Origin of the sequence: Limimaricola litoreus, assembly GCF_024159025.1 — a bacterium.
GTDB classification, from domain to species: domain Bacteria; phylum Pseudomonadota; class Alphaproteobacteria; order Rhodobacterales; family Rhodobacteraceae; genus Limimaricola; species Limimaricola litoreus.
In genome coordinates this window covers 36,356-61,623 of the sequence record NZ_JAMYXC010000197.1, presented here as the reverse complement: position 1 = coordinate 61,623, position 25,268 = coordinate 36,356, and the positions used below count along the sequence as shown (strand labels likewise).

General features: G+C 66.9%; 21 protein-coding genes, 1 tRNA gene and 1 pseudogene. 8 read left to right on the top strand and 15 right to left on the bottom strand.

All coding sequences use genetic code 11. From position 1 onward, the window contains the following. Together NHG85_RS12910 and bmt are read left to right on the top strand one after the other, a co-directional pair. The coding region (locus tag NHG85_RS12910; RefSeq protein WP_253332988.1) for a DUF2156 domain-containing protein at window positions 1–852 on the top strand (852 nt) is incomplete at its 5' end. After that, on the top strand, window positions 815–1,828 hold the full coding sequence (gene bmt / locus NHG85_RS12905) for a betaine--homocysteine S-methyltransferase (RefSeq protein WP_253332985.1): 1,014 nt from the start codon (window positions 815–817) through the stop codon (window positions 1,826–1,828). The genes NHG85_RS12910 and bmt, both read left to right, overlap by 38 nt. A gap of 68 nt (window positions 1,829–1,896) precedes the next feature. Here the strand turns inward: bmt and NHG85_RS12900 are convergent, their stop codons facing one another. From NHG85_RS12900 to NHG85_RS12890, 3 genes are all read right to left on the bottom strand, one after another. Next, window positions 1,897–3,366 carry a carboxypeptidase M32 gene (locus NHG85_RS12900; protein WP_253332982.1) on the bottom strand — a complete coding sequence of 490 codons (1,470 nt, stop codon included), beginning with the start codon at window positions 3,364–3,366 and terminating at the stop codon, window positions 1,897–1,899. After that, window positions 3,366–4,520 (bottom strand): heme A synthase, encoded by a 1,155-nt coding sequence (gene ctaA, locus NHG85_RS12895; protein ID WP_253332980.1) that lies wholly within the window; start codon window positions 4,518–4,520, stop codon window positions 3,366–3,368. Before ctaA ends, NHG85_RS12900 begins: the two co-directional genes overlap by 1 nt. Window positions 4,521–4,620: 100 nt before the next feature. Continuing rightward, window positions 4,621–5,364 carry an RNA methyltransferase gene (locus tag NHG85_RS12890; protein ID WP_253332978.1) on the bottom strand — a complete coding sequence of 248 codons (744 nt, stop codon included), beginning with the start codon at window positions 5,362–5,364 and terminating at the stop codon, window positions 4,621–4,623. A 173-nt stretch (window positions 5,365–5,537) separates the two neighbouring features. Between NHG85_RS12890 and NHG85_RS12885 the strand changes: the two genes are divergently transcribed. Then, window positions 5,538–6,164, top strand: coding sequence for a thiamine phosphate synthase (locus NHG85_RS12885; RefSeq protein ID WP_253332976.1), 627 nt, complete (start codon window positions 5,538–5,540; stop codon window positions 6,162–6,164). On the opposite strand, the gene olsA is transcribed toward NHG85_RS12885, so the two are convergent. The 3 genes from olsA to NHG85_RS12870 all read right to left on the bottom strand — a co-directional run bounded on the left by olsA (window position 6,140) and on the right by NHG85_RS12870 (window position 8,120). Next, window positions 6,140–7,018 carry a lyso-ornithine lipid O-acyltransferase gene (gene olsA / locus NHG85_RS12880; protein WP_253332974.1) on the bottom strand — a complete coding sequence of 293 codons (879 nt, stop codon included), beginning with the start codon at window positions 7,016–7,018 and terminating at the stop codon, window positions 6,140–6,142. The two genes, NHG85_RS12885 and olsA, sit on opposite strands and share 25 nt — an antisense overlap. Next, window positions 7,015–7,776, bottom strand: a complete 762-nt coding sequence (locus tag NHG85_RS12875) for a GNAT family N-acetyltransferase (protein WP_253332972.1) — start codon at window positions 7,774–7,776, stop codon at window positions 7,015–7,017. Before NHG85_RS12875 ends, olsA begins: the two co-directional genes overlap by 4 nt. Window positions 7,777–7,934: 158 nt before the next feature. Further along, window positions 7,935–8,120, bottom strand: coding sequence for a DUF3553 domain-containing protein (locus tag NHG85_RS12870; protein ID WP_253332970.1), 186 nt, complete (start codon window positions 8,118–8,120; stop codon window positions 7,935–7,937). Between the two features lie 30 nt (window positions 8,121–8,150). On the opposite strand from NHG85_RS12870, the gene NHG85_RS12865 reads away from it, so the two are divergent. Then, window positions 8,151–8,741 carry a histidine phosphotransferase family protein gene (locus tag NHG85_RS12865; RefSeq protein WP_253332968.1) on the top strand — a complete coding sequence of 197 codons (591 nt, stop codon included), beginning with the start codon at window positions 8,151–8,153 and terminating at the stop codon, window positions 8,739–8,741. On the opposite strand, the gene NHG85_RS12860 is transcribed toward NHG85_RS12865, so the two are convergent. From NHG85_RS12860 to NHG85_RS12830, 7 genes are all read right to left on the bottom strand, one after another. After that, a complete protein-coding gene (locus NHG85_RS12860) occupies window positions 8,742–10,007 on the bottom strand; it encodes a glutamate-5-semialdehyde dehydrogenase (RefSeq protein WP_253332989.1) in 1,266 nt (421 codons plus the stop codon). A gap of 55 nt (window positions 10,008–10,062) precedes the next feature. Further along, window positions 10,063–11,169 (bottom strand): glutamate 5-kinase, encoded by a 1,107-nt coding sequence (proB, locus tag NHG85_RS12855; protein WP_253332966.1) that lies wholly within the window; start codon window positions 11,167–11,169, stop codon window positions 10,063–10,065. After that, complete coding sequence (gene obgE, locus NHG85_RS12850) at window positions 11,157–12,197, bottom strand: GTPase ObgE (protein WP_253332964.1); 1,041 nt, start codon at window positions 12,195–12,197, stop codon at window positions 11,157–11,159. The genes proB and obgE overlap by 13 nt, the downstream gene beginning before the upstream one ends. Window positions 12,198–12,300: 103 nt before the next feature. Further along, the gene (locus NHG85_RS12845) at window positions 12,301–12,825 is read right to left on the bottom strand and encodes a GNAT family N-acetyltransferase (RefSeq protein ID WP_253332962.1); all 525 of its coding nucleotides are present in this window, start codon (window positions 12,823–12,825) and stop codon (window positions 12,301–12,303) included. After that, complete coding sequence (locus NHG85_RS12840) at window positions 12,825–13,373, bottom strand: GNAT family N-acetyltransferase (RefSeq protein ID WP_253332961.1); 549 nt, start codon at window positions 13,371–13,373, stop codon at window positions 12,825–12,827. The genes NHG85_RS12845 and NHG85_RS12840 overlap by 1 nt, the downstream gene beginning before the upstream one ends. Before the next feature lie 155 nt (window positions 13,374–13,528). Then, the gene (gene rpmA, locus NHG85_RS12835) at window positions 13,529–13,798 is read right to left on the bottom strand and encodes a 50S ribosomal protein L27 (RefSeq protein WP_017928738.1); all 270 of its coding nucleotides are present in this window, start codon (window positions 13,796–13,798) and stop codon (window positions 13,529–13,531) included. A 12-nt stretch (window positions 13,799–13,810) separates the two neighbouring features. Beyond that, a complete protein-coding gene (locus tag NHG85_RS12830; protein WP_253332960.1) occupies window positions 13,811–14,410 on the bottom strand; it encodes a 50S ribosomal protein L21 in 600 nt (199 codons plus the stop codon). A gap of 215 nt (window positions 14,411–14,625) precedes the next feature. Between NHG85_RS12830 and NHG85_RS12825 the strand changes: the two genes are divergently transcribed. Beyond that, the gene (locus NHG85_RS12825; protein ID WP_253332958.1) at window positions 14,626–14,964 is read left to right on the top strand and encodes a hypothetical protein; all 339 of its coding nucleotides are present in this window, start codon (window positions 14,626–14,628) and stop codon (window positions 14,962–14,964) included. Here NHG85_RS12825 and NHG85_RS12820 read toward each other — a convergent pair whose 3' ends face one another. Continuing rightward, window positions 14,965–15,798, bottom strand: coding sequence for a hypothetical protein (locus NHG85_RS12820; protein ID WP_253332956.1), 834 nt, complete (start codon window positions 15,796–15,798; stop codon window positions 14,965–14,967). Window positions 15,799–15,959: 161 nt separating this feature from the next. Here NHG85_RS12820 and NHG85_RS12815 point away from each other — a divergent pair. Continuing rightward, a tRNA-Ser gene (locus NHG85_RS12815) sits at window positions 15,960–16,049 on the top strand. Window positions 16,050–16,515: 466 nt separating this feature from the next. On the opposite strand, the pseudogene NHG85_RS12810 reads toward NHG85_RS12815, so the two are convergent. Continuing rightward, window positions 16,516–16,623: pseudogene (locus NHG85_RS12810) on the bottom strand (transposase); the annotation flags it as partial. A 549-nt stretch (window positions 16,624–17,172) separates the two neighbouring features. On the opposite strand from NHG85_RS12810, the gene NHG85_RS12805 reads away from it, so the two are divergent. Beyond that, the gene (locus NHG85_RS12805; RefSeq protein ID WP_253332954.1) at window positions 17,173–20,307 is read left to right on the top strand and encodes a hypothetical protein; all 3,135 of its coding nucleotides are present in this window, start codon (window positions 17,173–17,175) and stop codon (window positions 20,305–20,307) included. Then, window positions 20,304–25,247, top strand: a complete 4,944-nt coding sequence (locus NHG85_RS12800; protein WP_253332952.1) for a DEAD/DEAH box helicase — start codon at window positions 20,304–20,306, stop codon at window positions 25,245–25,247. The genes NHG85_RS12805 and NHG85_RS12800 overlap by 4 nt, the downstream gene beginning before the upstream one ends. Window positions 25,248–25,268: the final 21 nt, after the last annotated feature.

The following is a 25,268-nucleotide window of genomic DNA, read 5'->3' as shown; positions in this document are numbered from 1 at the left end:
TGCGGCCCGCGCGAAGCCCTGCGCGCCCGCGCCGCGGGCTGGGCGGTCGAGCGCATCGCCACCGAGGCGGTGATCGACACCGCGCGCTGGAGCCTCGATCGCCCGGCCTGCCGCAGCCTGCGCCGCAAGCTGAAGGCAGCGAGCAAGGCCGGGGTGACGATCGAGACCGCGCCGCAGATCCTGCCGCTCGATGAGATGGCGCGCATCCACGCCGACTGGGCTGCCCGCTCGGGCGGCGAGCGCGGCTTCTCCATGGGCCGCTTCTGCCCCGAGCTGCTGATGCACCAGCACGTGGTGCTGGCGCGGCGCGAGGGCGAGTTGGTGGCCTTCGCGAGCTTTCACCAGGGCCGGGGCGACTGGACCCTCGATCTCATGCGCCAGACCGTCGCCGCCCCGGACGGCACGATGATGGCGCTCGTCCTTTCGGCGATCGAAACGGCGCGCGCGGCGCAGGTGCCGCTCGTCTCACTCGCGGCTTTGCCGAAACTTCCCGCATGGATGCCCGCCCCCCTGCGCGCCCGGATCGCGGCGCGCCCCGGCTGCGCCGGGCTCGAGCAGTTCAAGCGCGGCTTCGGGCCGGGCTGGCGGCCGCTCTACGCCGCAGCGCCCGGCCGCGCGGGCCTTGCGCGCGCCGCGATCGAGATCGCGCGCGCCGTGCATGATCCCGCGCCGCTCGGCGCGGAGCCGCCCATCCCCGACATTGAACTCGGGGCTCTAGCGGTGCAGAAGGGCGGCGCTACCGTCCGGCGGCCGATCCGGCTTCCGGTCCTTCGCGGCGCCGCGCCGCGCCTCACCGAGCAGACAGGCCCCGCCAATGACAGACGCACTCTCCCGACTTCTCGAAACCCGTGACTGGCTGCTGGCCGACGGCGCGACGGGGACCAACCTGTTCAACATGGGGCTGAGCTCCGGCGACGCGCCCGAGCTTTGGAACGTCACCGAGCAAGACAAGATCCGCGCGCTCTACGCGGGTGCCGTCGATGCGGGCTCGGACCTGTTTTTGACCAACAGCTTCGGCGGCAACGCCTCGCGGCTCAAGCTGCACCAGGCGCAGGACCGGGTGTTCGAGCTCAACAAGGCCGCCGCCGAGCTGGGCCGCGAGATCGCCGACAAGGCGGATCGCCCGGTGATCGTCGCGGGGTCGGTCGGGCCGACGGGCGACATCATGGCGCCGATGGGGGAGCTCACGCATGAAATCGCGGTCGAGATGTTCCACGAGCAGGCCGAGGGGCTGAAGGCGGGCGGCGCCGACGTGCTCTGGGTCGAGACGATTTCGGCGGGTGAGGAATTCCGCGCCGCCGCCGAGGCCTTTGGCAAGGCGGGGATGCCGTGGTGCGGTACGATGAGCTTCGACACGGCAGGCCGCACCATGATGGGGCTCACCTCGGCCGACATGGTCAAGATGGTCGGCAAGCTCGATCACGCGCCGCTCGCCTTCGGTGCCAACTGCGGCACCGGGGCCTCGGACCTGCTGCGCACCGTGCTGGGCTTTACTGCCGCGGGCACCGAGGCACCGGTCATCGCCAAGGGCAATGCCGGCATCCCGAAATACCATGACGGGCATATTCATTACGACGGCACGCCTGCGCTGATGGCCGATTACGCCTGTCTTGCCCGCGATGCGGGGGCAACGATCATCGGCGGCTGCTGCGGCACCATGCCCGAGCATCTGCGCGCCATGCGCGAGGCGTTGGAGACGCGGGCTCCGGGCGAGCGTCCGACGCTGGAGCGGATCGTCGAGGCGCTGGGCGGGTTTTCCTCGGCCTCGGACGGCACCGATGGCGCGGGGCCCACGCGCGCCGCGCGGCGCGGACGCCGCCGGGGCTGAGGCCCCCACAAGACCAAGAAGCCCCGCGACCGGAATGGCGCGGGGCTTTTTCTTGCGCAGTCGGGCGATCAGAGATCGTAGAGCGCGCCGAACTTGGCTTCGAGATAATCGAGCAGCGGTGCCTCGGAGGGGGTGAAACCGCAGGCGGCCTGAACCGTCTCGCGCGGGCCGCGCAGCGCGCCGTGGCGCTGGACCTGCTCGCGCAGCCAGCCGGTCGCGCCAGCAAGGTCGCCGCGCGCCAACTCGTCGTCGAGACCAGGCCGCGCGTCGCGCAGCGCGCGGTGCAGGCAGCCCGCATAGACATTGCCCAAACTGTAGGTCGGAAAGTAGCCCATGAGCCCCACCGACCAGTGCACATCCTGCAGGCAGCCGTTCGAGGGCCGGTCCACCGCGAAACCGAAATCGGCGGCGAAGCGGTCGTTCCATGCCGCTTCCAGATCTTCCACGGCGAGATCGCCCGAGATCAGCGCACGCTCGAGATCGAAGCGCATGAGGACGTGCAGATTGTATTGCACCTCGTCCGATTCGGTACGGATGTAGCCGTCGGTGACGCGGTTGACGGCGCGGGCGAACTCCATGGGATCGGTGATGCCGATGTCGCCGAAGCTGTCGCGCATCCGGCCCAGCAGGAAGCCCGCGAAGGCCGGGCTGCGGGCGAGCTGGTTCTCGTAGATCCGGCTTTGGCTTTCGTGCACGCCCATCGACACGCCGCGCCCGATCGGGGTCAGCAGATAATCGGAATCGACGTTCTGCTCGTAGCTCGCATGGCCGACCTCGTGGATGGTCGAATAGAGGCAGTTGAACGGATCGGCGGGATCGGTGCGGGTGGTCACGCGCACGTCGTTGCCCGAGCCCGAGCAGAAGGGATGCACCGCCTTGTCGATGCGCCCGCGCGCCATGTCGTAGCCGAAGATTTCAGCCAGCTCGCGGGTCAGCGCCATCTGCGCGGCCTCGTCGAACGTCCCCGAAAGCGCCACAGGCTGGGGTCTTTCGCGGATCGCCTCGCGCAAGGTGACGAGGCGCGGGCGCAGCGCGCCGAACATCGCATCGAGCTCGGCGGCCCTGGCGCCTGGCTCGTAATCGTCGAGCAGCGCGTCATAGACCTCGCCACCCTCGGCCAGCGCCTGCCCCTCCTCCTGCCTGAGCGCGACCACCCGGGCCAGTGTCGGCAGGAAGGCCGCGACATCCTCGTCGGCGCGCGCCTGCGCCCATGTGCCCTGCGCCACGGAGGTGACGCGCGCGATCTCGGCAGCGAGCCGTGCGGGCACCTTGTTCGCGCGCGCGTAGCTGCGGCGGATTTCGCGCAGATTGGCGGCGACGATGTCATCCGTGGCCTCCGCCCGCTCCAGCCAGCCGCCGATGCGCGGATCGGTGCGGCGCGCGTGCAGCACGCCCTCCATCGCGGCGCTCTCCTCGCCGCGCTGCGCGGCGGCGCCGCGCGGCATCACCGTCTCCTGATCCCAACCCAGACGGCCCGCCACCTGCGCCAGCGCCTCGGTTTCACGCGCATGCGCCATCAGATCGTCGTAAGCGGTCATCAGCGGATCTTTCTGAGCGATTGGACGTAAGGATAGCGGGCGAGGAAGCGGGCGCGCAGGATCAGCACCCACAACAGCACCGCGCCGAGCTGGTGGGTGATCGCGGCGTGCCAGGGCGCGGCGTAGAGCGCGGTGACGATGCCCAAGCCCATCTGCACCAGAAGCATCGCCAGCACGGCGTTGACCGCGAAGCGGGTCGAGGGATGCGGCGAGCGGCTGCCGCGCAGCCAGACGACGACGCCGAGGATCATGAGCAGGTAGCCCGCCATGCGGTGGATGAACTGCACCAGCCCCGCATCCTCGAAGAAGTTGCGCCACAGCGGTTCGAGCTGGAACGGATCGGGCGGAAAGAAGCTGTCGCCCATCAGCGGCCATGTCGGAAAGGCGCGGCCTGCGTCGATGCCGGCGACCAGCGCACCGAGGATGATCTGCAAGAAGCCCAGATGCATGAGCCCGGTCATGCCCCCCCAGAGCCTGCGCTCGGCCGAACGGCGGGCCTGCAAGAGATCCACCTCGCGGCGCTTCAGCCGCAGGATGTACCATGTGATCAGCCCGAGGATCGCGAAGGCGAGGCCGAGATGGGTGGCGAGGCGGTAGGAGGCGACGGTGCTCATCCCCTCCTGCAGACCGCTATGGACCATCCACCAGCCGACCGCGCCCTGCAGCCCGATCAGCGCGCCGAGGCCGAGGAATCGGCTCGACCAGCCCGGTGGCACGCGGCGCGCCAGTGCAAAGCCCGCAAAGCCCAGCGCCCAGACAAGACCGATGGTTCGCCCGAGCTGCCGATGCCCCCATTCCCACCAGAAGATCGGCTTGAACTCCGCCAGCGTCATGCCCTTGTTCAGCAGCTCGTATTGCGGGCTGGCCTGGTAATTGGCGAATTCGACCTCCCAATCCTGGGCCGAAAGCGGCGGCACCGCGCCCGAGACCGGGTTCCACTCGGTGATCGACAGCCCGCTGTCGGTCAGCCGGGTCATGCCGCCGACGACGACGATGGCCACGACGAGCGCAAAGAGGATGCCGAGCCAGATCCGCAATCCGCGCCGCGCATCGGCGCGGCCCCGGTCGATGCCGCCGGGGGTGGCGAGGGATTTCTGTGTCGCCCCCACCTCCTCGAAGATGGAGCGGGGTTTCTTCTCCGCCTGTTTCGCCATGTCGGGCCTCCGGTCTGATCGGCGCGCAGCCTAGGTGCGCGGCCTGCGGGCGACAACACCCGCCATTGCAACGGCTTGGAACGCGCGAAGGGCTATGCCCTCAGCCGCGCTCCTTCCAGCGGACCATCTGTCGCATCACGCCGTGCAGCGTCTGCACATCCGAGCGCGTCAGCGGCATGCGGCTCCACAGGTTGCGCATGGTCTGCTTCATATGCGCGGCCTTGTGCTCGGGGAAATAGAACCCCGCCTCGTCGAGCCGCTCCTCGTAATGCTCGGCCAGCTTCTCGACCTCATGCGCCTGCGCCCATTCGGCGCCCGCCATCTCGATGCGGCGATCCTCGACCGCGCCGCTGGCGCGGCGCCATTCATAGGCCATGAGCAGCACGCATTGCCCGAGGTTGAGCGAGGCGAAGTCGGGGTTCACGGGCACCGAGACGATAGCATTGGCGCGGGCGATGTCATCGTTTTCCATGCCCGCGCGCTCGGGCCCGAACATCACAGCGACCTTCTGGCCTTGGGAGATCCGTTCGGCGGCGTCGCGCATCGCGGCCTCGGGCGTCATCACCTCCTTGGTCAGGCCGCGCGGCCGGGCCGTGGTGGCGTAGACGAAGGTGCAGTCGGAGACCGCCTCGGCGGTGTCGCCCGCGAGCACCGCCTCGTCCAGGAGCCGCCCCGCGCCCGAGGCCAGCGCCACGGCGCGCTCCTGCGGCCAGCCGTCGCGCGGGGCGACGACGCGCATCCTGTCGAGGCCGAAGTTCCACATCGCGCGCGCGGCCGCGCCGATGTTCTCGCCCATCTGCGGGCGGATCAGGACGAAGGCGGGTTGCGGCGTGTGCTCGGTCATGGGGGTCCCGGGGCTGGTCGGAAGGATGCGCGGCGGTGTAGCCCCCGGGGGCCGCGATAACAAGAAGCGGCGCGCATCTGCGGCGATGGCGCGACCCGCCGAATCCCCGCCTGCGACGTAGCCAAGCGCGAGGAAGCCGGATATAGGGCGGCCTCGAAGTGCAGGAGGCCCTCATGAGCGACCAAGACGACGCGCCGCAGATCTATCTCGTCACCCCGCCCGAATTCGAACTGTCGGAGTTTCCCGACCGGCTTGCCGCCTGCCTCGATGCGACCGAGGTCGCCTGCGTGCGTCTCGGCCTCGCCACGCGCGACGAGGACCGCATCAGCCGCGCCGCCGATGCGCTGCGCGAGGTGACGATCGCGCGCGACGTCGCGCTGGTGATCGACACCCATGCGCGGCTCGTCACCCGGCTCGGGCTCGACGGCGTGCACCTGACCGACGGCGCGCGCTCGGTGCGCGCCACGCGCAAGGATCTGGGCGAGGATGCGATCGTCGGCGCGTTCTGCGGCAACTCGCGCCATGACGGCATGACCGCGGGCGAGGTCGGGGCGGATTACGTCTCCTTCGGCCCGGCCGGCGCCACCGATCTCGGCACCACGCCGCAGGCCGAGGCCGAATTGTTCGAATGGTGGTCGATGATGATCGAGGTGCCGGTGGTGGCCGAGGGCGCGCTCGACCCCGATCTCGTGCGCCGCCTTGCGCCGCATGCCGATTTCTTCGGGATCGGCGAGGAGATCTGGCGCGAAGAGGACGCCGCGGAGTCTCTGCGCCGCTACGCCTCGGCCATGGCGAGCTGAGGCGCGGCCTCGTCCAGCGCGCCGGCACGATCCAGCCCGGCGCGCACCTGCCCCTCCAGCTTGCGTGCCAGCGCCTTGCGATCGGGGTGATCGGCGACCTTGAGCGCCGGGTGATAGCTCACCTCGATATGCCCGTGCCGCCGCACCGACAGCATGCGCAGCATGTGCGGGCCAAAATCCATGTCGCCCCACCAGCCATAGAATCGCGGCTCCATGCCTTCGGGCGCGTGGTAGGCGAGGCTGACCGGCTGGATCTCCAGATCCGGCTGATCGGGGGTCAGGAAGGCCGCGAAGAGCGTCGGCTTGAAGGGCAGCACCCGACGCCCGTCGGTCGACGTGCCCTCGGGAAAGAACACCAGCCTGTGGCCATGCGCCAGCCGTTCGCGCATGAGCCGCACCTGCGCCGCCGCCTCGCGCCGCTCGCGGCGGATGAAGACGGTGCCGGTGGCGCGCGCCAGCCAACCGATGCCGGGCCAGCCCGCCACCTCGGCCTTGGAGACGAAATAGACCGAGGCGCGGGCGTTCAGCGCGTAGATGTCGAGCCATGAGGCATGATTTGCGACCATCGCACCATGCGCCTGCATCGGCTGCCCGGTGACGTGCAGCCGCAGCCCGAGGATCGCCAGCGCCGCGCGGCAGGTCCCTTGGGTGATGCGCGAGGTCACGGGGCGGCTCAGCCCCCAGATCCGCCGTTCCAGCGGCCGCAGCGCCAGCGACAGCGACAGCGCGCCCAGCATGACCGCCACCAGCGGCGCCCCGCGCCGCGCCACGCGCAGCCAGCCGCGTACATCCGGACCGTTCCACTCCGCCGGGGTGGCGCCGTGCCAGGTCTGAGGTGCGGAGGCGTCGCTCATGCGCGCGTGCCGTAGCGGGCGCGCTGCCCGGCATGGGCGGTGGCGATGTCGAGGATCATGCAAACATCCGTGGTGTTGAAGGCGGCGTCGGAGAACACGCCCTGCCCGACCTTTCCGCCGATCCGCAGATAGGCCTTGATCAGCGGGGGGATCACCCGCATCGCCGCCGCCCGATCGAACTCCTGCGGCCCGGACAGCGCGATGTCATGCGCCTGCCGGCTTGCGACGCGCAAAGCGGCGGGGGCGAGATGATCGCGCTGCAGCAGGGCGAGCGGCGCGGCATGGGCCCGTGGGTCGGCCCCGCGGAAGGAGGCGGTGCCGAACAGGATCTCGATGCCGCGCGCCTCGATATGCGCGGCCAGCCCCTGCCACAGCCGGAACATCGCCATGCCGCCGCGGTAGTCGCGGTGCAGGCAGGAGCGCCCCAGCTCCAGAAGCCTTCGCCCCGAAGCCCTGAGCGGCGCGAGATCGAACTCGTCCTCGGTATAGAACTGCCCCATCCGGGCGGCGCCGGCCTCGTCGAGCAGCCTGTAGAGGCCGACGACCTGCGCGCCCTTCGGGCGCGCCTCGTCGATCAGCAGGAGCTGCTCGGTCACCGCGTCGAAGCGGTCGCGTTCGCGCGCTTGCGCGTGATCGACCATCTCCCCGTCGCCGCCGAGCTCGCGTACGAAGACGTCGTAGCGCAGCCGCTCGGCCTCGACGCACTCGGCGGCGTCGCGCGCCAGCCGCACGGACAGGACGGGAGAGGAAGCGATCATCGGCGTCGGATCACTCTCGGCATCGGCGCCATTCGGACGGTCTCCGGATCGGATGTTGCCCCGGGGTTCTAGGCGCGGCGCGCCCGCTTGGCAACAGATCCCGCCCCGCGCCAGCCCTGCGTTGACAGAACGGGGGAACCCGCTACCGTGGGTTGCAGTCAATCGCTGGCGGAAACGAGGACGAGCGCCACCCGCGAACCATCGAGCACCACCTTGCCCTCTTCGCGGAAATTGACCGTGATGCGGCCGGCGATGTTCGACTGGATCTGGCCGTCTCCCCATTCGGGGTGGTCGGGGTGCCGCACGATCATGCCCGGCGTGAGAATGGAGTTCAAATCGGCCATTGCGGCCTCCTGCTGTCTTGGGACCTTGTCATGACCGACGATCCGGATTTCGGCGCGCTGATCGCCTCCCGCATCTGCCACGACCTTATCAGCCCGCTGAGCGCGATCGGCAACGGGGTTGAGCTTCTGGCGATGAGCACGCCGCCCGGCCCGGAGCTGTCGCTCATTTCCGAAAGCGTCGAGAGCGCGCTGGCCCGCATCCGCTTCTTCCGCCTCGCCTTCGGCGCGGCCTCATCCAATCATCCCGTCGGGCGCGGCGAGATCGTCTCACTGCTCGACGCGCTGTCGCGCGGCGGCCGGTTGCGCTTTGATTGGGAGGTGACCGAAGAGCTCACGCGTGACCGGGTGAAGCTCCTGCTTCTGCTGGCCTCCTGCCTCGAAGCGGCGCTGCCTTATGGCGGGCGGATCGTCATCGACGCTGCTTCGGGCGGGCTGCAGCTGCGCGGCCACGGGCCCAGGTTGCGGATCGAGCAGGAGGCCTGGGACCGGCTGCGCGGGACCGCGGGCCCGGCCCTGATGCCGGCCGCCGCGCAATTCGTCGTGGCGGCAGAGATGCTGCGCGCCTCGGCCCGCCCGGTCTCGATCGAGATGGGCGAGCACGAGATCGCGATCCGGCTCTGATCAGCCGCGCACCGCGCCGTCGCCGACGACGAGATACTTGAAGCTGGTCAGCTGCTCGGCGCCCACGGGGCCGCGGGCATGCATCTTACCGGTGGCGATGCCGATCTCGGCACCCATGCCGAATTCGCCACCGTCTGCGAACTGGGTCGAGGCGTTGTGCACGAGGATGGCGCTGTCGACCCGCTCGAAGAAGCGCTCGGCCGTGGCCTTGTTCTCGGTCAGGATGCCGTCGGTGTGGTTCGAGGAATAGGCACGGATATGTTCGATCGCGCCATCCACGTCGCGCACCGTCTTGGCGGCGATGTCCATGTCGAGGTATTCGCGGCCCCAATCCTCGTCGGTCGCGGGCGTGGTGCCCTCGACGCCCTGGAATTCGGACGCGGCGTGGACGTTGACCCCCGCTTTGACCAGCGCCGCGACGATCTCGCGGCCCAAGCCGTCTTTCAGATCCTCATGCACCAGCAAACATTCGGCGGCGCCGCAGATGCCGGTGCGACGGGTCTTGGCGTTGAGCACGACCTCCATCGCCTTCCTGGGGTCGGCATCCTTGTCGACATAGATGTGCACGATGCCTTCGAGATGGGCGAAGACCGGCACGCGGGCCTCGCGCTGTACCAGACCCACGAGCCCCTTGCCGCCGCGCGGCACGATGACGTCGATATGGTCGGTGGCCTTCAGCATTTCCGAGACGGCGGCGCGGTCGCGGGTCGGCACCAGCTGGATCGCGTCGACCGGCAGACCGGCCTTCTCCAGCCCGGTCTTCAGGCACTCGGTCAGGATGGTCGAGGAGTTCAGACCCTCCGAGCCGCCGCGCAGGATGACGGCATTGCCCGACTTCAGGCACAGCGCGCCGGCGTCGGCGGTCACGTTGGGCCGGCTTTCGTAGATCACGCCGACGACGCCCAAGGGCGTGCGCACGCGGCGGATGTTGAGGCCCGAGGGCATGTCCCATTCGGTCAGGGTGGCGCCCACGGGATCGTCCTGTGCGGCGATGGCGCGCAGGCCCTGGACGATCGCGTCGATGCGGTCGTCGTCGAGCTTGAGCCGGTCCATCATCGCCGGGCTGATGCCTTTTTCGGTGGCGAACTCCTGGTCCTTGGCGTTGGCGGCCTTGATCTCCTCGGCCCGCGCCAGAACGGTCTCGGCGGCGGCCTCGAGCGCGGCCTTCTTGGCTTCGGGCTTGGCAAAGGCCAGCTCGGCGGCGGCGGCACGGGCGCGCTCGCCGATGTCCTTCATCAGGGCGGGGATGTCGGTTTGATCGGTCATGGTCATGCGGGGCTCCTTTCGGAAGCGGGTTTCGATTGCGGGGTGCGGGCCGGGGTCAGACGACCATGTCGTCGCGGTGCACCAGCGAGGCACGGCCCTTGTAGCCGAGCACCTTCTCGATCTCGTCGCTCTGGTGGCCGCGCAGCTTGCGGGTTTCCTCGGCGGTGTAGCGGGTCAGGCCGAAGCCGACGCGCGCGCCGTCGGGCCCCGAGATCGCCACCGGATCGCCCCGGCCAAAGCGGCCCGAAACGCCGACGACACCAGCGGGCAGCAGCGAGTTGCCCTCGGCGAGAGCGCGCGCGGCGCCCTCGTCGATGCGGATCTCGCCCTTGGGCTTCATCGCGGAGATCCAGTTCTTACGCGCCGAATGCGGATCGGTCTGCGCCTTAAACCAAGTGGAGTTGCAGCCATCCATGAGCTGTTTCAAGGGGTTGAGAGGCGAACCCAATGTAATCGCCATGTCGCAGCCCGCCTCGGAGGCGACCTTGGCCGCCAAGAGCTTGGTGATCATGCCGCCCTTGGAGAGACCGGAGACGCCGAGCCCGGCCATGGCCTGGATCTCGGGCGTGATCTCTTCGACCACCTCGAACCGCTTGGCCGAAGGGTCGACATGCGGGTTGCCGTTGTAGAAGCCGTCGACATCCGAGAGCAGGATCAGCTGATCGGCCCCCACGGTCACGGCGACCTGGGCGGCGAGCCGGTCGTTGTCGCCATAGCGGATCTCGTCCGTGGCGATGGTGTCGTTCTCGTTCACGATCGGGATCGCACCGAGCGACAGCAGCGTATCGAGCGTCGCGCGGCTGTTCAGGTAACGGCGGCGGCTCGTGGAATCATCAAGCGTGACAAGGACTTGCGCCGTGATCTTGCCATGCGGGGTGAAGACATCCTCGTAAGCGCGCGCCAGACGGATCGCGCCGACGGCGGCGGCGGCCTGGCTCTGCTCGACCGGTAGCTCCCCTTCGGGCAGGTGCAGCACACGGCGGCCAAGCGCGATCGAGCCCGAGGATACCAGCGTCACCTCGGTGCCATTGTCGCGCAGCATCGCCACGTCCTCGGCCAGGCTGCGCAGCCAGTCGGATTTGAGCTGTCCGGTTTCCCGGTCCACCAATAGGGCAGAGCCGATCTTCACGACCAGCCGTTTGGCGTCCGTCAGGGTTGCCATGTCTTGTCTTCCTCTTCCGGTATTTCCTTGTGGCGCAGGCGGTCCGCATCGATGCGCGCACGCAGCGCGCGCAGCACCTCGGTCACGCCCTCGCCGGTGACGCCGGACATCAGCATGACCTCGCCGCCGCTTTCGGCCGCGAGTTCATCGGCCAGAAAGGCCCGTTCTTCATCGTCCAACGCATCGATCTTGTTGAGCACCGTGATCCTCGGCTTGTCAGCCAAACCCCCGCCATAGGCATCGAGTTCACCGATGATGGTGCGATAATCGGCCATCGGGTCGCCGGAGGTTCCATCGACGAGGTGCAAGAGCACCGCGCAGCGCTCGACATGGCCGAGGAACATGTCGCCAAGCCCCCGCCCCTCGGAGGCGCCCTCGATCAGACCGGGAATGTCGGCCACCACGAATTCGACATTGTCGACGCCCACGACGCCGAGGTTCGGCGCCAGCGTGGTGAAGGGGTAATCGGCGATCTTGGGGCGCGCGTTCGAGGTCGCGGCGAGGAAGGTCGACTTGCCGGCGTTCGGCAGGCCCAAAAGCCCCGCATCGGCGATGAGCTTGAGCCGCAGCCAGATCATCCGCTCCACCCCCGGCTGACCGGGGTTGGCCCGGCGGGGCGACTGGTTGGTCGCGGATTTGAAATGCAGGTTGCCCCAACCGCCGTTGCCGCCGCGCGCCAGAACCACGCGCTGGCCGACCTCGGTCAGATCGGCGATCACCGTCTCCTCATCCTCGTCGAGGATCTCGGTGCCCACAGGCAGGCGCAGGATGATGTCATCTCCGTCGGCGCCGGTCTTCTGGCTGCCCTGGCCCGCCCGGCCGTTCTGCGCGAAGAAATGCTGCTGGTAGCGGAAATCGATCAGCGTGTTGAGCCCGTCGACCGCCTCGGCGATGACATCGCCGCCCGCACCGCCGTCGCCGCCATTGGGGCCGCCATACTCGATGAACTTCTCGCGGCGAAACGAGACACAGCCATTGCCGCCCGAACCGGAGCGGATGGTGACCTTTGCGAGATCGAGAAATTTCATGGGTCGACGCCTCTTGCGGATAAGCGCTTGAGGTAGCCGATCAGGCCGCCCTTCTCAAGGGCAGCCATCCGGGGCAGGCCCGTGGCCCGCGCCGGGCGGTGGTTCACGACGCGCAGGCATCCTTGTGGTGCGCCTCCCAGCGCGCCCGGGTGAGCCGCACCTTCTGGCCGGGCACGTCATAGCCCAGCACCGGTGAGGGCAGCATCTGCGAGCCCACCGGTTCGAAGCCGAGCTTTTCGAGCACCCGGCCCGAGCCCGGGTTCTCGTCGTAATAGCCCGCCTCGACCAGCTCCACCGCCGGATCCGCGAAATGCGCGGTCAGCAGCGCTCGGCCAGCTTCGGTGGCATAGCCCCGGCCCCAGCGGTCGCGCGCGAACCAGTAGCCCAGCGTCGGATCGATCGCGATCACGCCCGCAAAGCCCGCCTCGTCGAGCACGGCATAGGCCGGGATGCGGCCTGCCTCCACCTCTCCCGCGAACCATTCGGCATCGCCGGGGCCGTAAGGATGGGGCACGCGGCTCAGCCAGCGCGCGATCTCGATGTCCTGCAGCGTGGCGTGGATCACGGGGGCATCTTCCATGCGCACCGGCCGGAGCCGCAGGCGTTCGGTCTTCAGTTCAGCGGTCATCACTCGATCTTCAACGCATAGGTCCAGGTCGGCGCGGTAGCGCCGCGCGCGACCGAATAGGCCTCGGCATCGCCGAGATACTCGAAGCCGCAGTTGGTCAGAACGCGGGCCGAAACGGCGTTGTCCTGAAACACCTCCGCGAAGACCTGCGCCGCGCCATGCAGGTTGGCCGCGATCAGCGCGCGCAGCGCCTCGGAGGCGAAGCCGGTGTTCCAGAAGGCCGGTGCGACCCAGTAATGCACCTCGGACTGGCCGCGATCCATGCGGGTCAGCGTGACGAGGCCGAGCACCTCGGCGAGCTGGTTCTCGGAGCCATCGATGGCCCAGACATCCTCGGTCCGGTCGGGGCGCTGCGCGCGCTCGATCAGCTGCGTCACCGTGCCCGGCGGCAACGGATGCGGGATGGAGCGGGTGCCGCGCGCGACGCGCGGATCGGCGGCGTAATGCGCGATCAGCCCCTCGTCGGAGCGGCGCAATGGCCGCAGCTGGAACCGCTCCGCCGTGATGACGGGCTGGCCTTCGCTCACCTTGATGTCGTTGCTCTTCATGGGCCGCCTCCTCCGCTTCCCTGCTGCTCGGTCCCCGGTTCTGCGCCGGGGCTCTTCGGTCGCCATAATGGGCGATACTTGTGTCTTTAATGCGAACGGGGGACCGGTGTGTCACCGATCCCCCGCGCTTTGGTCTTCAGCTGAAGGGCCGGCGGTTACTCCGCGGCCTCGGCAACCGGGAGCACCGAGATGAAGGTGCGGCCCTTGAGACCCTTGTGGAAGGTCACGCGGCCCTCTTCGGTCGCGAAGATGGTGTGGTCGCGGCCCATGCCGACGCCGGCCCCCGGCCACATCTTCGTGCCGCGCTGGCGCATGATGATGTTGCCCGGGATCACGGCTTCGCCGCCGAACTTCTTGACGCCGAGACGGCGTCCGGCGCTGTCGCGCCCGTTGCGGGAGGAGCCGCCTGCTTTTTTATGTGCCATGTGTCTCTCTCCTTAGGCCTTGAGGTCCTGGGACTGGGCGACCCAGCCCTCTTTCTCGATCTTGCCCTTGAGGCCAAGCTCTTCGTCGTAGCGGGCGATGTCCGCCTCCGACCAGCCGGCGATCTGGGCAAAGCTGGTGATGCCGGCCTCGTTGAGCTTCTTGGCCAGCGCCGGGCCGACGCCCGACAGCTTCTTGAGGTCGTCGCCCGAAGCGGCCGGGGCAGCGGCTTTCGCAGCCGGGGCGGCCTCGGCCGAACGCGGCGCGGAGGCGGCGCCCACGGCGGCCTTCACGCCGGACTTGTCGGCACCTTCGGCCAGCAGGTCGGTGACGCGGATCAGCGTCAGCTGCTGACGATGGCCCTTGGTGCGCTTGGACGAGTGCTTACGACGGCGGCGCACGAAGTTGATGACCTTCTCGCCCTTGATCTGGTCGATCACCTCGGCCTGCACGCCGGCACCTTCGACGAGGGGCGCGCCGATGGCGTCGCCGATCATCAGGATATCGTTGAACTGGACGGTGTCACCCGCCTCAGCGGCCAGCTTTTCGACCCGGAGCACGTCGCCCGAGGCCACTTTGTACTGCTTGCCGCCGGTCTTGAGAACCGCAAACATCTGTCGTTCCTTCGTATACCGCGTCGCTTGGGTCCCCCTTTCGGGGCGTTGCGGGGCCATGCCCCACCGTCGGACGGCGCGCCCCGGTCGGGGCATTCGTTGAAAATCCGCGGCCGCCTTGCGGATAGCCGCTCATCCCGTGACAAGGGGTCTTGCCGGGATGCGGGCTTATCGGCGAGGCGGTGTCCCAAGTCAACCCCCGCGAAAGGAGCTCCATGCGCCCCCTGATCCTCGGCCTGCTCGCCACCCTGCCCGTCGCCCTGTCCGCCTGTGCACCCGGGGCGCTGCCCGGGCTGGGCTCGACGCTCCTGCCCGTCACCGCGCAGGACAACGCCCGCCGAGGTGCGGTCGAACTGGCCGTGAAAGGCAATTTCGGGCCGGTCATCTCCGACATCACCGCCGGTGGCGGACCGGCGCTCGAGCGGGCCTTCGATGCGGCCGGCGTTCCGATCTCGGACCGCCCGGCCCGGCGGCTGCAGCTTTCGGGCGATCTCGAACTCTACGAGGTCAATCCGGGCGCGCTGGTCACCTCGCTGCTGCTCTGGGGCGGCTGATCAGATGCGCTGCCCCGCCATCAGCCGCGCAGCGCTCAGCCCCAGCTCGCGCGAGATGCGGATCAGCATCTCGTCATAGGCGGCAAACAGGGCCCGGTTGAGCGCGCGCCCAGCCGGCTCCTGCGAAAAGGCGATATATGCCTGCAGATCCTCGACCGGAGCCGGGCTGTAGGCGAGGTTGAGAAAGGCATAGAGCCACTCGGTGGTGTCGCGCCGGATCTGCGACTCCTGCGCCCAGACATCCCCGAGCAGCGCTGCCTCGTCCACCGCACCGCCAAAGGCGCCGCCGTCGAGCAGCCCGCGCGAAAAGGCGAAGCTGGAGTTCAGCGCCCCGGCCACGTTGGCCTCGATCAGGTCGTTGGTCTCGACAAATCCGTCGATGAGCGCGAAACGCGCGGTCTCGTCGTGCATCGCCCGCGCCGCCATCCGCTCGGCATCGGCCTCGATCGACGGGTCGAGCATGGCGCGCCGGGCCGAAGCCTCGAGTCGCGACAGCCGCGCGCCCGGCCCCTCTTCGAAGAATTCCAGCACCGGGCCGATCGGCTGGCCCACCAGCCCCTCGGCAAGCCCCTGCACGAGGGCGTCGCGCATCGCGTCGGCATCGTAGATCCGCGCGACCTGCGCGCCCCAGCCGCCCGGGTCGCCGTCGAAAAGCCCCGCGCCCAGTTCGGTGCCATAGGCCATCCCCTCCTCGCGCATCACTTCGGTGATCTCGTCGAGGGCCAGCGCCTCGGCCAGCCTGTCGAGCTGCTGCGCCGGCAGGGCCGCGGCAGGCAGGGCGGCGATCGAGGTCACGGTGGCAAGAACGGCCAGAAGGCGCGCGCGGTCAGGCATGGCGTTGGTCTCCCGATGACATCACCCGGTGATAGACGCGGGATCGCCTCATTCCAACACATCCCGACGGCTTGACGCGACGACCGCGAAAACTTTGCGAAATTTCCGCCATCCGGGACTTGCGCCCGCCCGCGCCACTGGCTAAACGCCCCACAGACCGCGGAGAGGTGCCGGAGTGGTCGAACGGGGCGGTCTCGAAAACCGTTGAGCCTGCAAGGGTTCCCAGGGTTCGAATCCCTGTCTCTCCGCCAATTTGGCTGCAAGCCGCGACATGCGGCCCAATAAAATAAGTATATTCATAGACGTAGCCAGAAGGTCCAGATTTTTGGGCCATGTTTTGGGTCACACTTTGGGACACATCATTCGAAGAGAAAGCTGCCGGGGGCTCAAACATCTTGCGCAGTTTCTCACTCGTTTGACCCAAGTAGCTCGCCCCCGAGGCTTGCGAAGGTGAGTTCCGCTGCCTGACTGCGGACCGCTTTTCACTTGGCGATGAGATGAACATAGCCAATGTCGCCATGCCCACTTTGACCGCGATGATGTTGCCCGCCCAAGTGCAGGAGCCTATGCCAAGAAAAGCTGGAGAATACGCCAGCGCACGGCTCCAGGCGAAGCTGGTTGCATAGCTACTCATCCATCAAACCGGATGCGGCACGCTTGGTCTTCAATCTCATCATTCGCTGCTACCTGCACCGCCATCCTCGACCGGTCTACTCACTCGGACAGCTCCAGATTCCAGCTTGCTTGGACAACGGCGACACCGCGCTCCGTCACCAGCTTCACAGCCTCAAGCTTGAACTCGCGGCTGAACGTTCGCCTCTTCATCTGAGGTCTTCAATCCCATGGTCACGATCTTATCGTCGTGTCCACGAGATCGGCAGCAGCCCACCTCGAGGAGTGGGGCACCTCAAAGCTGGATCACCTGATGCCAGCCGCCCGAGTTAGTCTTGCGGTCATCACTGGCCGCAAGATGGCCAGAACATCGCCTCTGCCCAATCCGTCGCAAGACGAGACCGCCGCGGACAGGCGGCCTTCGGTGACCGAGGATATGGCTACAAACGGAAATTCGAGCTGTGAAGCTCCACCACCCCTCGTAAGGCGTGCATTTTTTACCACATTGATGTCTGGTGCGATCAACCCACACGCTAAGAGATAAGCGACGGAATCCCGTGGCATCTTTGCAGCACGATAAGGATTTGAGGGCCAACCTTTGCCGCCCGGGTAAACCTACAAATGTTTTCTTGAGTCGATCTCATCTAAGCTCAAGGTTGTGCCTTGATATCGGACAGGAGATCGGAAAATCTGGCCAAGGCAAGAATGCATTGCGCCTTAGACTGATCCATCTCAACCTCATGCCTTGGCCATGTTTAATTTTTGGAAGTTGAAATATTTATTTCCTGTGTAAGAAAAAATGAGATTTTAATGGTAGCCACTCAAAGCGTATCTCCGGAAGCGCTGGCCGAAATCGAAGAAGGGTTCCGCACTGCCTGGACCGGTGCGAGATCCACGCCATTCATCGTGGATGCGCCAATCACGACCGCGCAACGCGAACAAGCCAAAGAAATCGCGCGCCGATTGAGCCTCGCGATCCTGTTCCGGCGGTGCCCCACGCTCGCCGTCTGGGCCGTTCTGACGCCGCTTGCGCAAAATTATGGCGCCACCACGAATGATGTATACCTGCACATCGCCCGCTTCGTGCGCCAAAGCTTCGAGGGTGCCGCTGAGCGCGACAGCTTGAAGCGAGACTATCGCATTGCTGCACGGGGGATCGGCCTCCCGGTCTCAGGCAACGATCCGACCGACTTGTTCTTCACACCGCTTGGTCCGCCGCGATCCCGGCACCGGGATCTTGCCAAGGCCTTCGTGGCCACTGCGCTGCATCTGGGCCCGCCCGCCATCGAGGATACGCCTTCGGCGCGCAGCTGGCAGCGCCGGGCGGTGATCGATCGGTGCCAAGGCATCACCCGTCTGCATGCGACCATCGATTTCGACCGCTCGGCGCATTGCGCGCGCCGCTTCGAGGCTTGGCGCAAAGGTGCAGAACCCCTCAACGACACCGAAGTAGATCTCTTCGACGCCTATGATCGCGCCGCCAGGATGTTCAGGCGCTCGAAGGCCGACCTTACCGGCCCGCCGCAGATCATCTGGATGGGGGATCGCCTCGCGCTCGAAGCTGAGCGCTCCACCCACCCGCAAAAGATCAAGTCCGGCCCCTTCCCGGTCCAGATCCGGAGCGGCACAGCTCATGTCCTAAACGCCCCCTGGCCCTCCACGCTCAGCTGGAGCTGCGGAGCAACCACGCGCGATATCCCTCTTGGTCCCGACGAAGATCATATTCTCGTCTTCGACGCGGACAGCGGTGCACTGCTTGCCCGACCCGAGATTGGCTCCGGGCAAGTCGAAGTTGCCGCGAGCCGGCTCGTGGTGCTTGGACGCCAGGAGTTCTCATCCCCCTCCTTCGGACCCGCCCTCCCCGCGGCCGACCCGGCCTATCGCGTGGCATGGATAGAGGCCGGTGAGTCCGTGTCCTTCGACGTCGGCGGACATCTTCGCATCACAACGCCGCGGGAAACCGCGATCTGGATCGATGGCACACCCATCGCACGCTCGGGAAGCCGGGCGCTGATCGGCGGGGATGGGAGTCTTCGCATCCAGCTCGACTCTGAAATCGGTGGCCGGACCCGCATCGTTCGGGCACGGCTTGGAGCTGCGGTGAAATACTGCCCCCTCGAGTTGCCTCAAAATGGCGCCGCGCGCATTCCCTTCTCCTCCTTTGGTTTCGATCATCGCGCGGCACCCGGCAAAGCTGTCTTCGAGGTTCTCGCCCCCGGTGCCGCGGGCAACTTCGAGGCGCGGGCAGAGCTTTCGGTCGCCACCTGGCTCTGGCCGGGTTTTGCGCGCCCCGAAGGGCCACTGCTCGAGCTTCCTCGCCCTGGAAACTACAATGCCTCTCGCAGCGAGGGGCTTCGCGCGCAGGAAGACAGTCTTTGCGTCGACCTTTCCGCCAAGGTCGAAGCGCCTATCCTCGCGCTCGATATCGACGGCGGTCCACACCAGTTTCAGCTGCGCACTGGGGCCGAGGTTCTCCACCATCATCGCATGACCAGCCAGGACAAGGTCGTCGTGCCGCGCGGTGGACGGATCTTTCTCGGCCATGCCGGACGCCATGATACGCTCATCTTGCAAAGCAGCGATCGGGATGCCGATCTTCTCGTTCTCGGCAAGGAGCTCCGGCGCCCCTTCTTCGCTCGCTCCCGCGTCGAAATCACCGCTGAACTTCTCGAAGGTGGCTCGGGGCGTGACGACCGGATCGCGCTGAGACGCAAGGATGGGCGCCTGGAGATATTTGCCCGGATCATCCGGCGCGATGATCCGCAGGATATCGAGGTCATCGAAGATGCCGCGAACATATCCTTGTCCTTCCTGCCGCAAGAGCGCTGCGATGCTCTCCGTGTCAGCATTGCAGGACTCGGCGAGACTATTGAGGAGGGGGATTATGCCTTCGGCAGGCATCTCGCCCCGCTACCCCCTCTGCGGGGGGTCAGGGCCGAACAGGATATCGAGACCGGCCGCATCTTGGTGAGCGTTGATCGCGCTCTTCATCCTTGGCCGGCGCGCGCCACATTCCGGGTAAGAACCGCCGATCGGCAGGCCTTCACCCCGATCGAGGATGGCGCCGGCATTCCCTTGGCTCTTGGCCTTGGTTCCCCGCTTCTCGATCCGGACCAGCGGGCCCTTGGGGCACTTGCCAGGATGGCAGCCGCTCCCGTTGCAGCTGCCCTTGCCGAGCAAAACGCCCGGACGATCGGGCACGCCTACCGAAAGGCCATGGAGATCAGCGGAGTGCCCCGCCTCGTTGGCGCCGTGCGCCCGGCATTGGCGGCCACGCTGGCGTCCGGGGAAACGCCGCGCCACGATCTCGTCGGCACTGCGCCGTGGATCTTCGAGGCCTCGCCCCATGCCTATGGTGGCCTTCCGGAAGCGTCCGGCCTCGCCGCGCTCGGCCGGATACGCGATATTGGCAGGGCTCGAAACATACCAGACCCAGAGGGCGAGAGCCCGCTCGGCACATGGCTTGCCCGGCTTGGGAGCGATGACGATCTCCCCGATGGCCTCAAGGCACAAACCCTTTCCAGCGCCCTTTCTGCGCTGCGCTTCCGCCTCAAGGAGAGTGAGCTTGGCCTGCTGATCTCCGACGACCCGCAAGGGATGACCTGCGCCTGCATTTGCGACACCTGGATCGAAGACATCGAAGCCCTCCGCGACTATGATGCCGGCGGAGCCGATGCGCGGCCGGCGCGGATCGCCTGCACAATCGAGCGGTTTGCGCGCGCCTGCGCGCTCGGACGGGCCGCTGCCCATCTCGACGATCTGTCTTTCCGCACCGGCCTTCCCAAGACCGAGGTTGGCGCCTGCCTCACGCTCATGCTTCGGGCCGGGGTCGAGATTTTCACATATTTTCGCGCGCTCTGGACCCAGGCCGCCGACATCAAGAGGGAGACAGCATGACCGATCTCGATCCGAACAGCTTCCGCGCCCATCTCAACACCACCCTCGGGCGGTTTGTCTCGACCTCTTCCCCGATCAATGAAATCCGCGCGCCGCGTCTCGCGGAAGAGCTGCGAGATCGGATCGGCGATCTGACCTTCGTGAAGGGGCCTTACGTCGAGATGCTGCCCGACTTCGAGAAGGGACGCGCCATGGCCGAGCTTTGCGGCGATGGCGTCCTCGACCCCGGCTGGAAAGCCTTCGAGAAAAACGCAAGCTCGGTCTGGCGGCGTCCGCTGCACGCGCACCAGGAAGCTGCCCTCTTGCGCGACGAGAACTTCCTCGTGGCGACCGGCACCGGGTCGGGCAAGACCGAAAGCTTCCTCTATCCGCTCATCAACTCCATCCTTGCCCAGGGAGACCTCAAGCGGCCTGGCGTGCGGGCGATCCTCGTCTACCCACTGAACGCGCTGGCGAACGACCAGCTGCACAGGATCGCCTCCCTCCTCTTTCGCGATCTCGGCGACCCGGGCATCACGCTCGGTCGTTATACCGGCCAGGTGAAGTCCCGCGCCACGCGCGAGCAGGAAATCTCGCGGCTGCGGTCCACTCCGAGTTTTGTTGAAGCATTCGGCGAAGATGCGGATGTCTCCGAAAACTGGCTGCTTTCCCGTTCGGAAATGCGCGCTGCTCCCCCGCACATCCTCATCACCAACTACGCCATGCTCGAGCACATTCTGCTCCTGCCGACCAACCGGCCGCTCCTCGCCAATGCCGACCTCCAGGCCATCGTGCTCGACGAGATCCATACATATGCCGGCGCCCAGGCCATCGAGGTGGCCTTTCTTCTGCGGCGCCTGAAGGCCCATCTCGGCATTCCAGATGGCAAGATCCGCTGCATCGGCACATCGGCTTCGCTCGATCCAGGACGGAAGGGCGAACTCGCCGACTTCGCCTCCCATCTGTTCGGTGAGCCGTTCTCCGGTGCCGATGCGGTCATCACATCCCGCAAGAAGGCCCATCCAAGACTGTCTGCTTCGCCGCGCCCGAGCGGTCTCTCTCCGCAAAGATGGAAGGAGGCTGGCGTGCTGGCTGCGCAGGCCCGGGCCGCGGTGCAAAACGGCACCCCGATGGCGGCCGAGGATTGGAACTTCGAGGCCGAGATATCGGGCTTCGAGGAACTCAAAGTTGCCGCCAACAAGCCGCTTGGAGATGGGCTGATCGAGCTGCTTGGCGGGTTCGAGGAGATCGGCGTCATCGCGCATCGCCTCCAAGGCGACGCGGTCCCGATCGAGTCCCTGGCGCGCGATGTGTTTCCCGATGCTGGCTCCGATGCGATCCCGGCCCTCACAGGTCTCATCGCGATCGGCGTGCTTGCCGTCAGCGAGGATGCCACTGTCTTCCCCCTGCTGCCGGCGCGCTATCACCTGATCTCGCGCTCACCCGACCGCGTGGGTATCGCGCTTGGCGCCGGCACCGAGGAAAACGTCCAGGAAGTCGTCATTGGGTCCGAGACAGCATCGGATGACCGGCCGGCATTCGAGCTCTTCGTCTGCCGCAACTGTGGTGAGCCCTATGTCGAGGCTTGGCAGGGTCCTCTGGGCTTCGAACCGACCCAAGTCTTCGCGGAGCGCCACCTCCTTCGCCTCGTTCGGGGTGGAATGGCCGCCGAGCACGAGATCGACCATGACGACGGGCACCCACCTCAGCTTCTCTACTTCGACCCCCTGACCGGGCGGCCCATGGAGGATGAAGCTGCCGGTTCGGTCGAACTCGAAGATGTCCATCTTCACGACGATCCCGATGGCGGCGGCAAGTATCTCAAGCGCTGCGTGGCCTGCAATCACCTCTCGACCCGATATCTCGAGCCGGTCACCACGGTGCGCCCCGGCGATGAGGCCCTGGCCGCCGTCGCAGCCCAAACCCTCCTCGAGTCCCTGCCTCGGAACGAGAGCGGACAGAACCCACCCATGGCGGGGCGCAATCTTCTCGTCTTCTCGGACAACCGTCAGGACGCGGCATTCTTTGCCCCGTTCTTCGAGCGGACCTCGCGCGAACAGGCGGTCCGCGCCGCCATCATGCGCGCCGTCGACACCAGCGGCACCATGGACATCGACAACCTTGTTGGTGCCGTCGAGCGTGAGCTCAGGGCCGATGGCCTGCGCCTCTACAAGCCCGGCGTCGTGCCGGTCCTCGAGACGGGAGCCAACCGACAGCTTCGCCTCAAGGCCCTGATCGCGGCCGAACTGTCGGTGTTCGGACGGGGCCGCCTCAGCCTCGAAGGGTTCGGCCTCGTGGGCGTCGATTACAAGGATATCGATCGCCTGGTCCGTGCCGTGCAGGCAAAAATGCCGGAGCCGATGAAGCCTCACGCCGAGGCCTTCACGCGCTACCTGCTCAAGATGATCCGGGAGCACCGGGCGCTCGGTGAAAAAGGATCGGGTATGATCGATCTCGAGGACGAGTCGATCTGGACCCGCATCGCCTCCCAGCGCAATCGCTGTATCGTGCGCAACAAGAACCCGCATACCGATCTCGGCCTCGCCCTCATCCCGGCCACGGGCTACCAGAACCGCTTTACCTCGCTTCTGCGCAAGATGGCGCAGGCCTGCGGCGTAGAGGAGTTCGACGACCCGCAGTGCCACGACATTCTCGTCAACTTCTGGCGCGGCTTCGAGGCCACCTCGACCATGACCGAAAAGCACGGCGTCGGCCGTGGCCTGATGTTCAACCAGAATCTCCTGGTCGTGCCCGGACGGGAAGTTCATCTCTACCAATGCAGCCGCTGTGGCGGGCGGACCCAGTTCGATACCGCCGGGGTCTGCCCCTCGATGGGGTGCGTCGGCCGCTTGCAGGAGATACCCCGCGAGGAGCGCGACCAGCTTGCCACGCGCAACCACTATGTTGCGCGCTACAATGAGCGACCGCAGTTGGGCATTGCGCGAGAGCATACCGCGGCGATCGCAAGCGAGGTTCGGTCCAGCATCGAGGAAGACTTCAAGGCCGGCGAGGTCAACCTGCTGTCTTGCACGACCACGATGGAGATGGGTGTCGATCTCGGGGACCTGGAGGCGGTCCTGTGCAAGAACGTCCCCCCTTCCATCGCCAACTACCAACAGCGCGCGGGGCGCGCCGGACGCCGCGCCCAGGTTGCCCCGATCGTGCTTACGACCGCGCGCTCCGGGCGCTTCGACCGGGCAGCTTACGAGGAATTCAACGACTACCTCGCCGCCAAGCCCATCGTCCCCTATCTGAGTCTGGACAATGCCGGCTTCTTCCAGCGCCACCAGCTCTCGATGCTGCTCGCACGCTACCTCGATCACCGCCTTGCCGGCTATGATCGCCCCGGCGCCCCGCGGCTGAAGGATATCTTCGACGAGACATTGACGGACGCCGTCCGCCAAGCCTGGGAGCAAGACTTCTCCGACTGGCTTGCCAGCGCGGATCTCGCAGTGGAGGCCGCGGCACGGCTCGGCGAGCGCCTGCCTCCGGCCCTGGCTGGCATCGCCCTCGATGCCGATGGCCTGCGGCGGGAACTTACCAAGCGGATCAAGTCCTTCGCCGACTCCGCCTTCGGACGCTGGGGGCTCATGCAGGAGGCTCTCGAGGATCTCGAGACCCAGCGCGCCCAGCTCGAAGCCACGGACTCCAAGGGCTTCCAGAAGATCGATCGTCGGACCATGGCCCTCAGGACCCAACAACGGCTCTATGTCGGGCAGTTCTTGGTCGACCAGCTCTCAAGGCGCGCCGTCATCCCGACCTACAGCTTCCCGGTGCATTCGGTGTCGCTCGAAGTGATCAACCAGGGAGGGCAGAACGCCGACAGTGCCCTTCTCGAACTCGACCGCGACGGCGCCATCGGTATCTCCGAATATGCACCGGGATCGGAAGTCGTGGCCGGCGGCCGCGTCTGGACCAGCGACGGGATTTCGAAGCGCTCCAAGTTCACCGGCGACGATGCCTTCATCGAGCGCGCGAAGTATCGTGTCTGCGACGCCTGCAAGTCGCCGCAGATCACCCAGGCCCAGCAACAGCCCTCTCCGACCTGTGAGCAGTGCGGCTACCAGTTCCCCAAGAGTGCCGGCACCCGAAACTTCATCCGTCCACACGGCTTCCTCACCTCTGCCGTCGACGGGCAGGGTCGCGATCCCGGCGCGAGCCGCATTCGCCCCACGGTGACCGACGAAGCGCTGCTTCTGACCGAAGCCCCCTTCTCGGCCTACAAGGAAACCGACCTGCCCGGCATACTCACCTTCCACGCTCCGGGATCGAACCGGCCCGATCCCGAGCTCGGGCGGATCATCACCGTCAACCGGGGCAAGCAAGGCGGTGGTTTCGCATGGTGCCGACGCTGCGAACATGCCGTTCCGGCCCGGGGGACCGGCCCGGAACGGGCCTGGCAGCAGGAGACTTTCCTCGAGCCCCATGAAAACCCCCGGACCGGTCAGACCTGTCACTTCGACCCGACCCAATCTGTCTGGCCGATCGACCTTGCCCATGTTTTCGAGACCGATGTGCGCGCGTTCCTCTTCAAGGGCATTCCCCGTGATCCCGATGGCAATGCGATCGAGGACACGATCGGACTGAACCGAACCCTGCAAGAAGCCTTGCGCCTTGGTGCGGCGGATCTGCTTGAAACCGATCCGCGGGATCTGCGCGCCCTGGGGCAGCGACTTTCTGGCTACCCCGTCGTCGTCCTCTACGATTCCGTCTCCGGCGGTGCCGGCTATGCGACGCGCCTCACCCAGGAAGAGGGCTTCAAGGCGGTCGATCTGCTGATGGCTGCGCGGAACATCCTTGCCTGCCAAAACCCGCACTGCATCACCAGCTGCACGCGATGCCTGAACGACTACTCTAACCAGCGCTATTGGCCCGATTTCGAACGGCGCCCGGCGCTCGCCTGGATCGAGACCATGCTTCTCGATGCCGGAGCCAAGATCGATCCGAAATGGGCCGCCTGAGGAAAAGATGAGAGAAGGAAC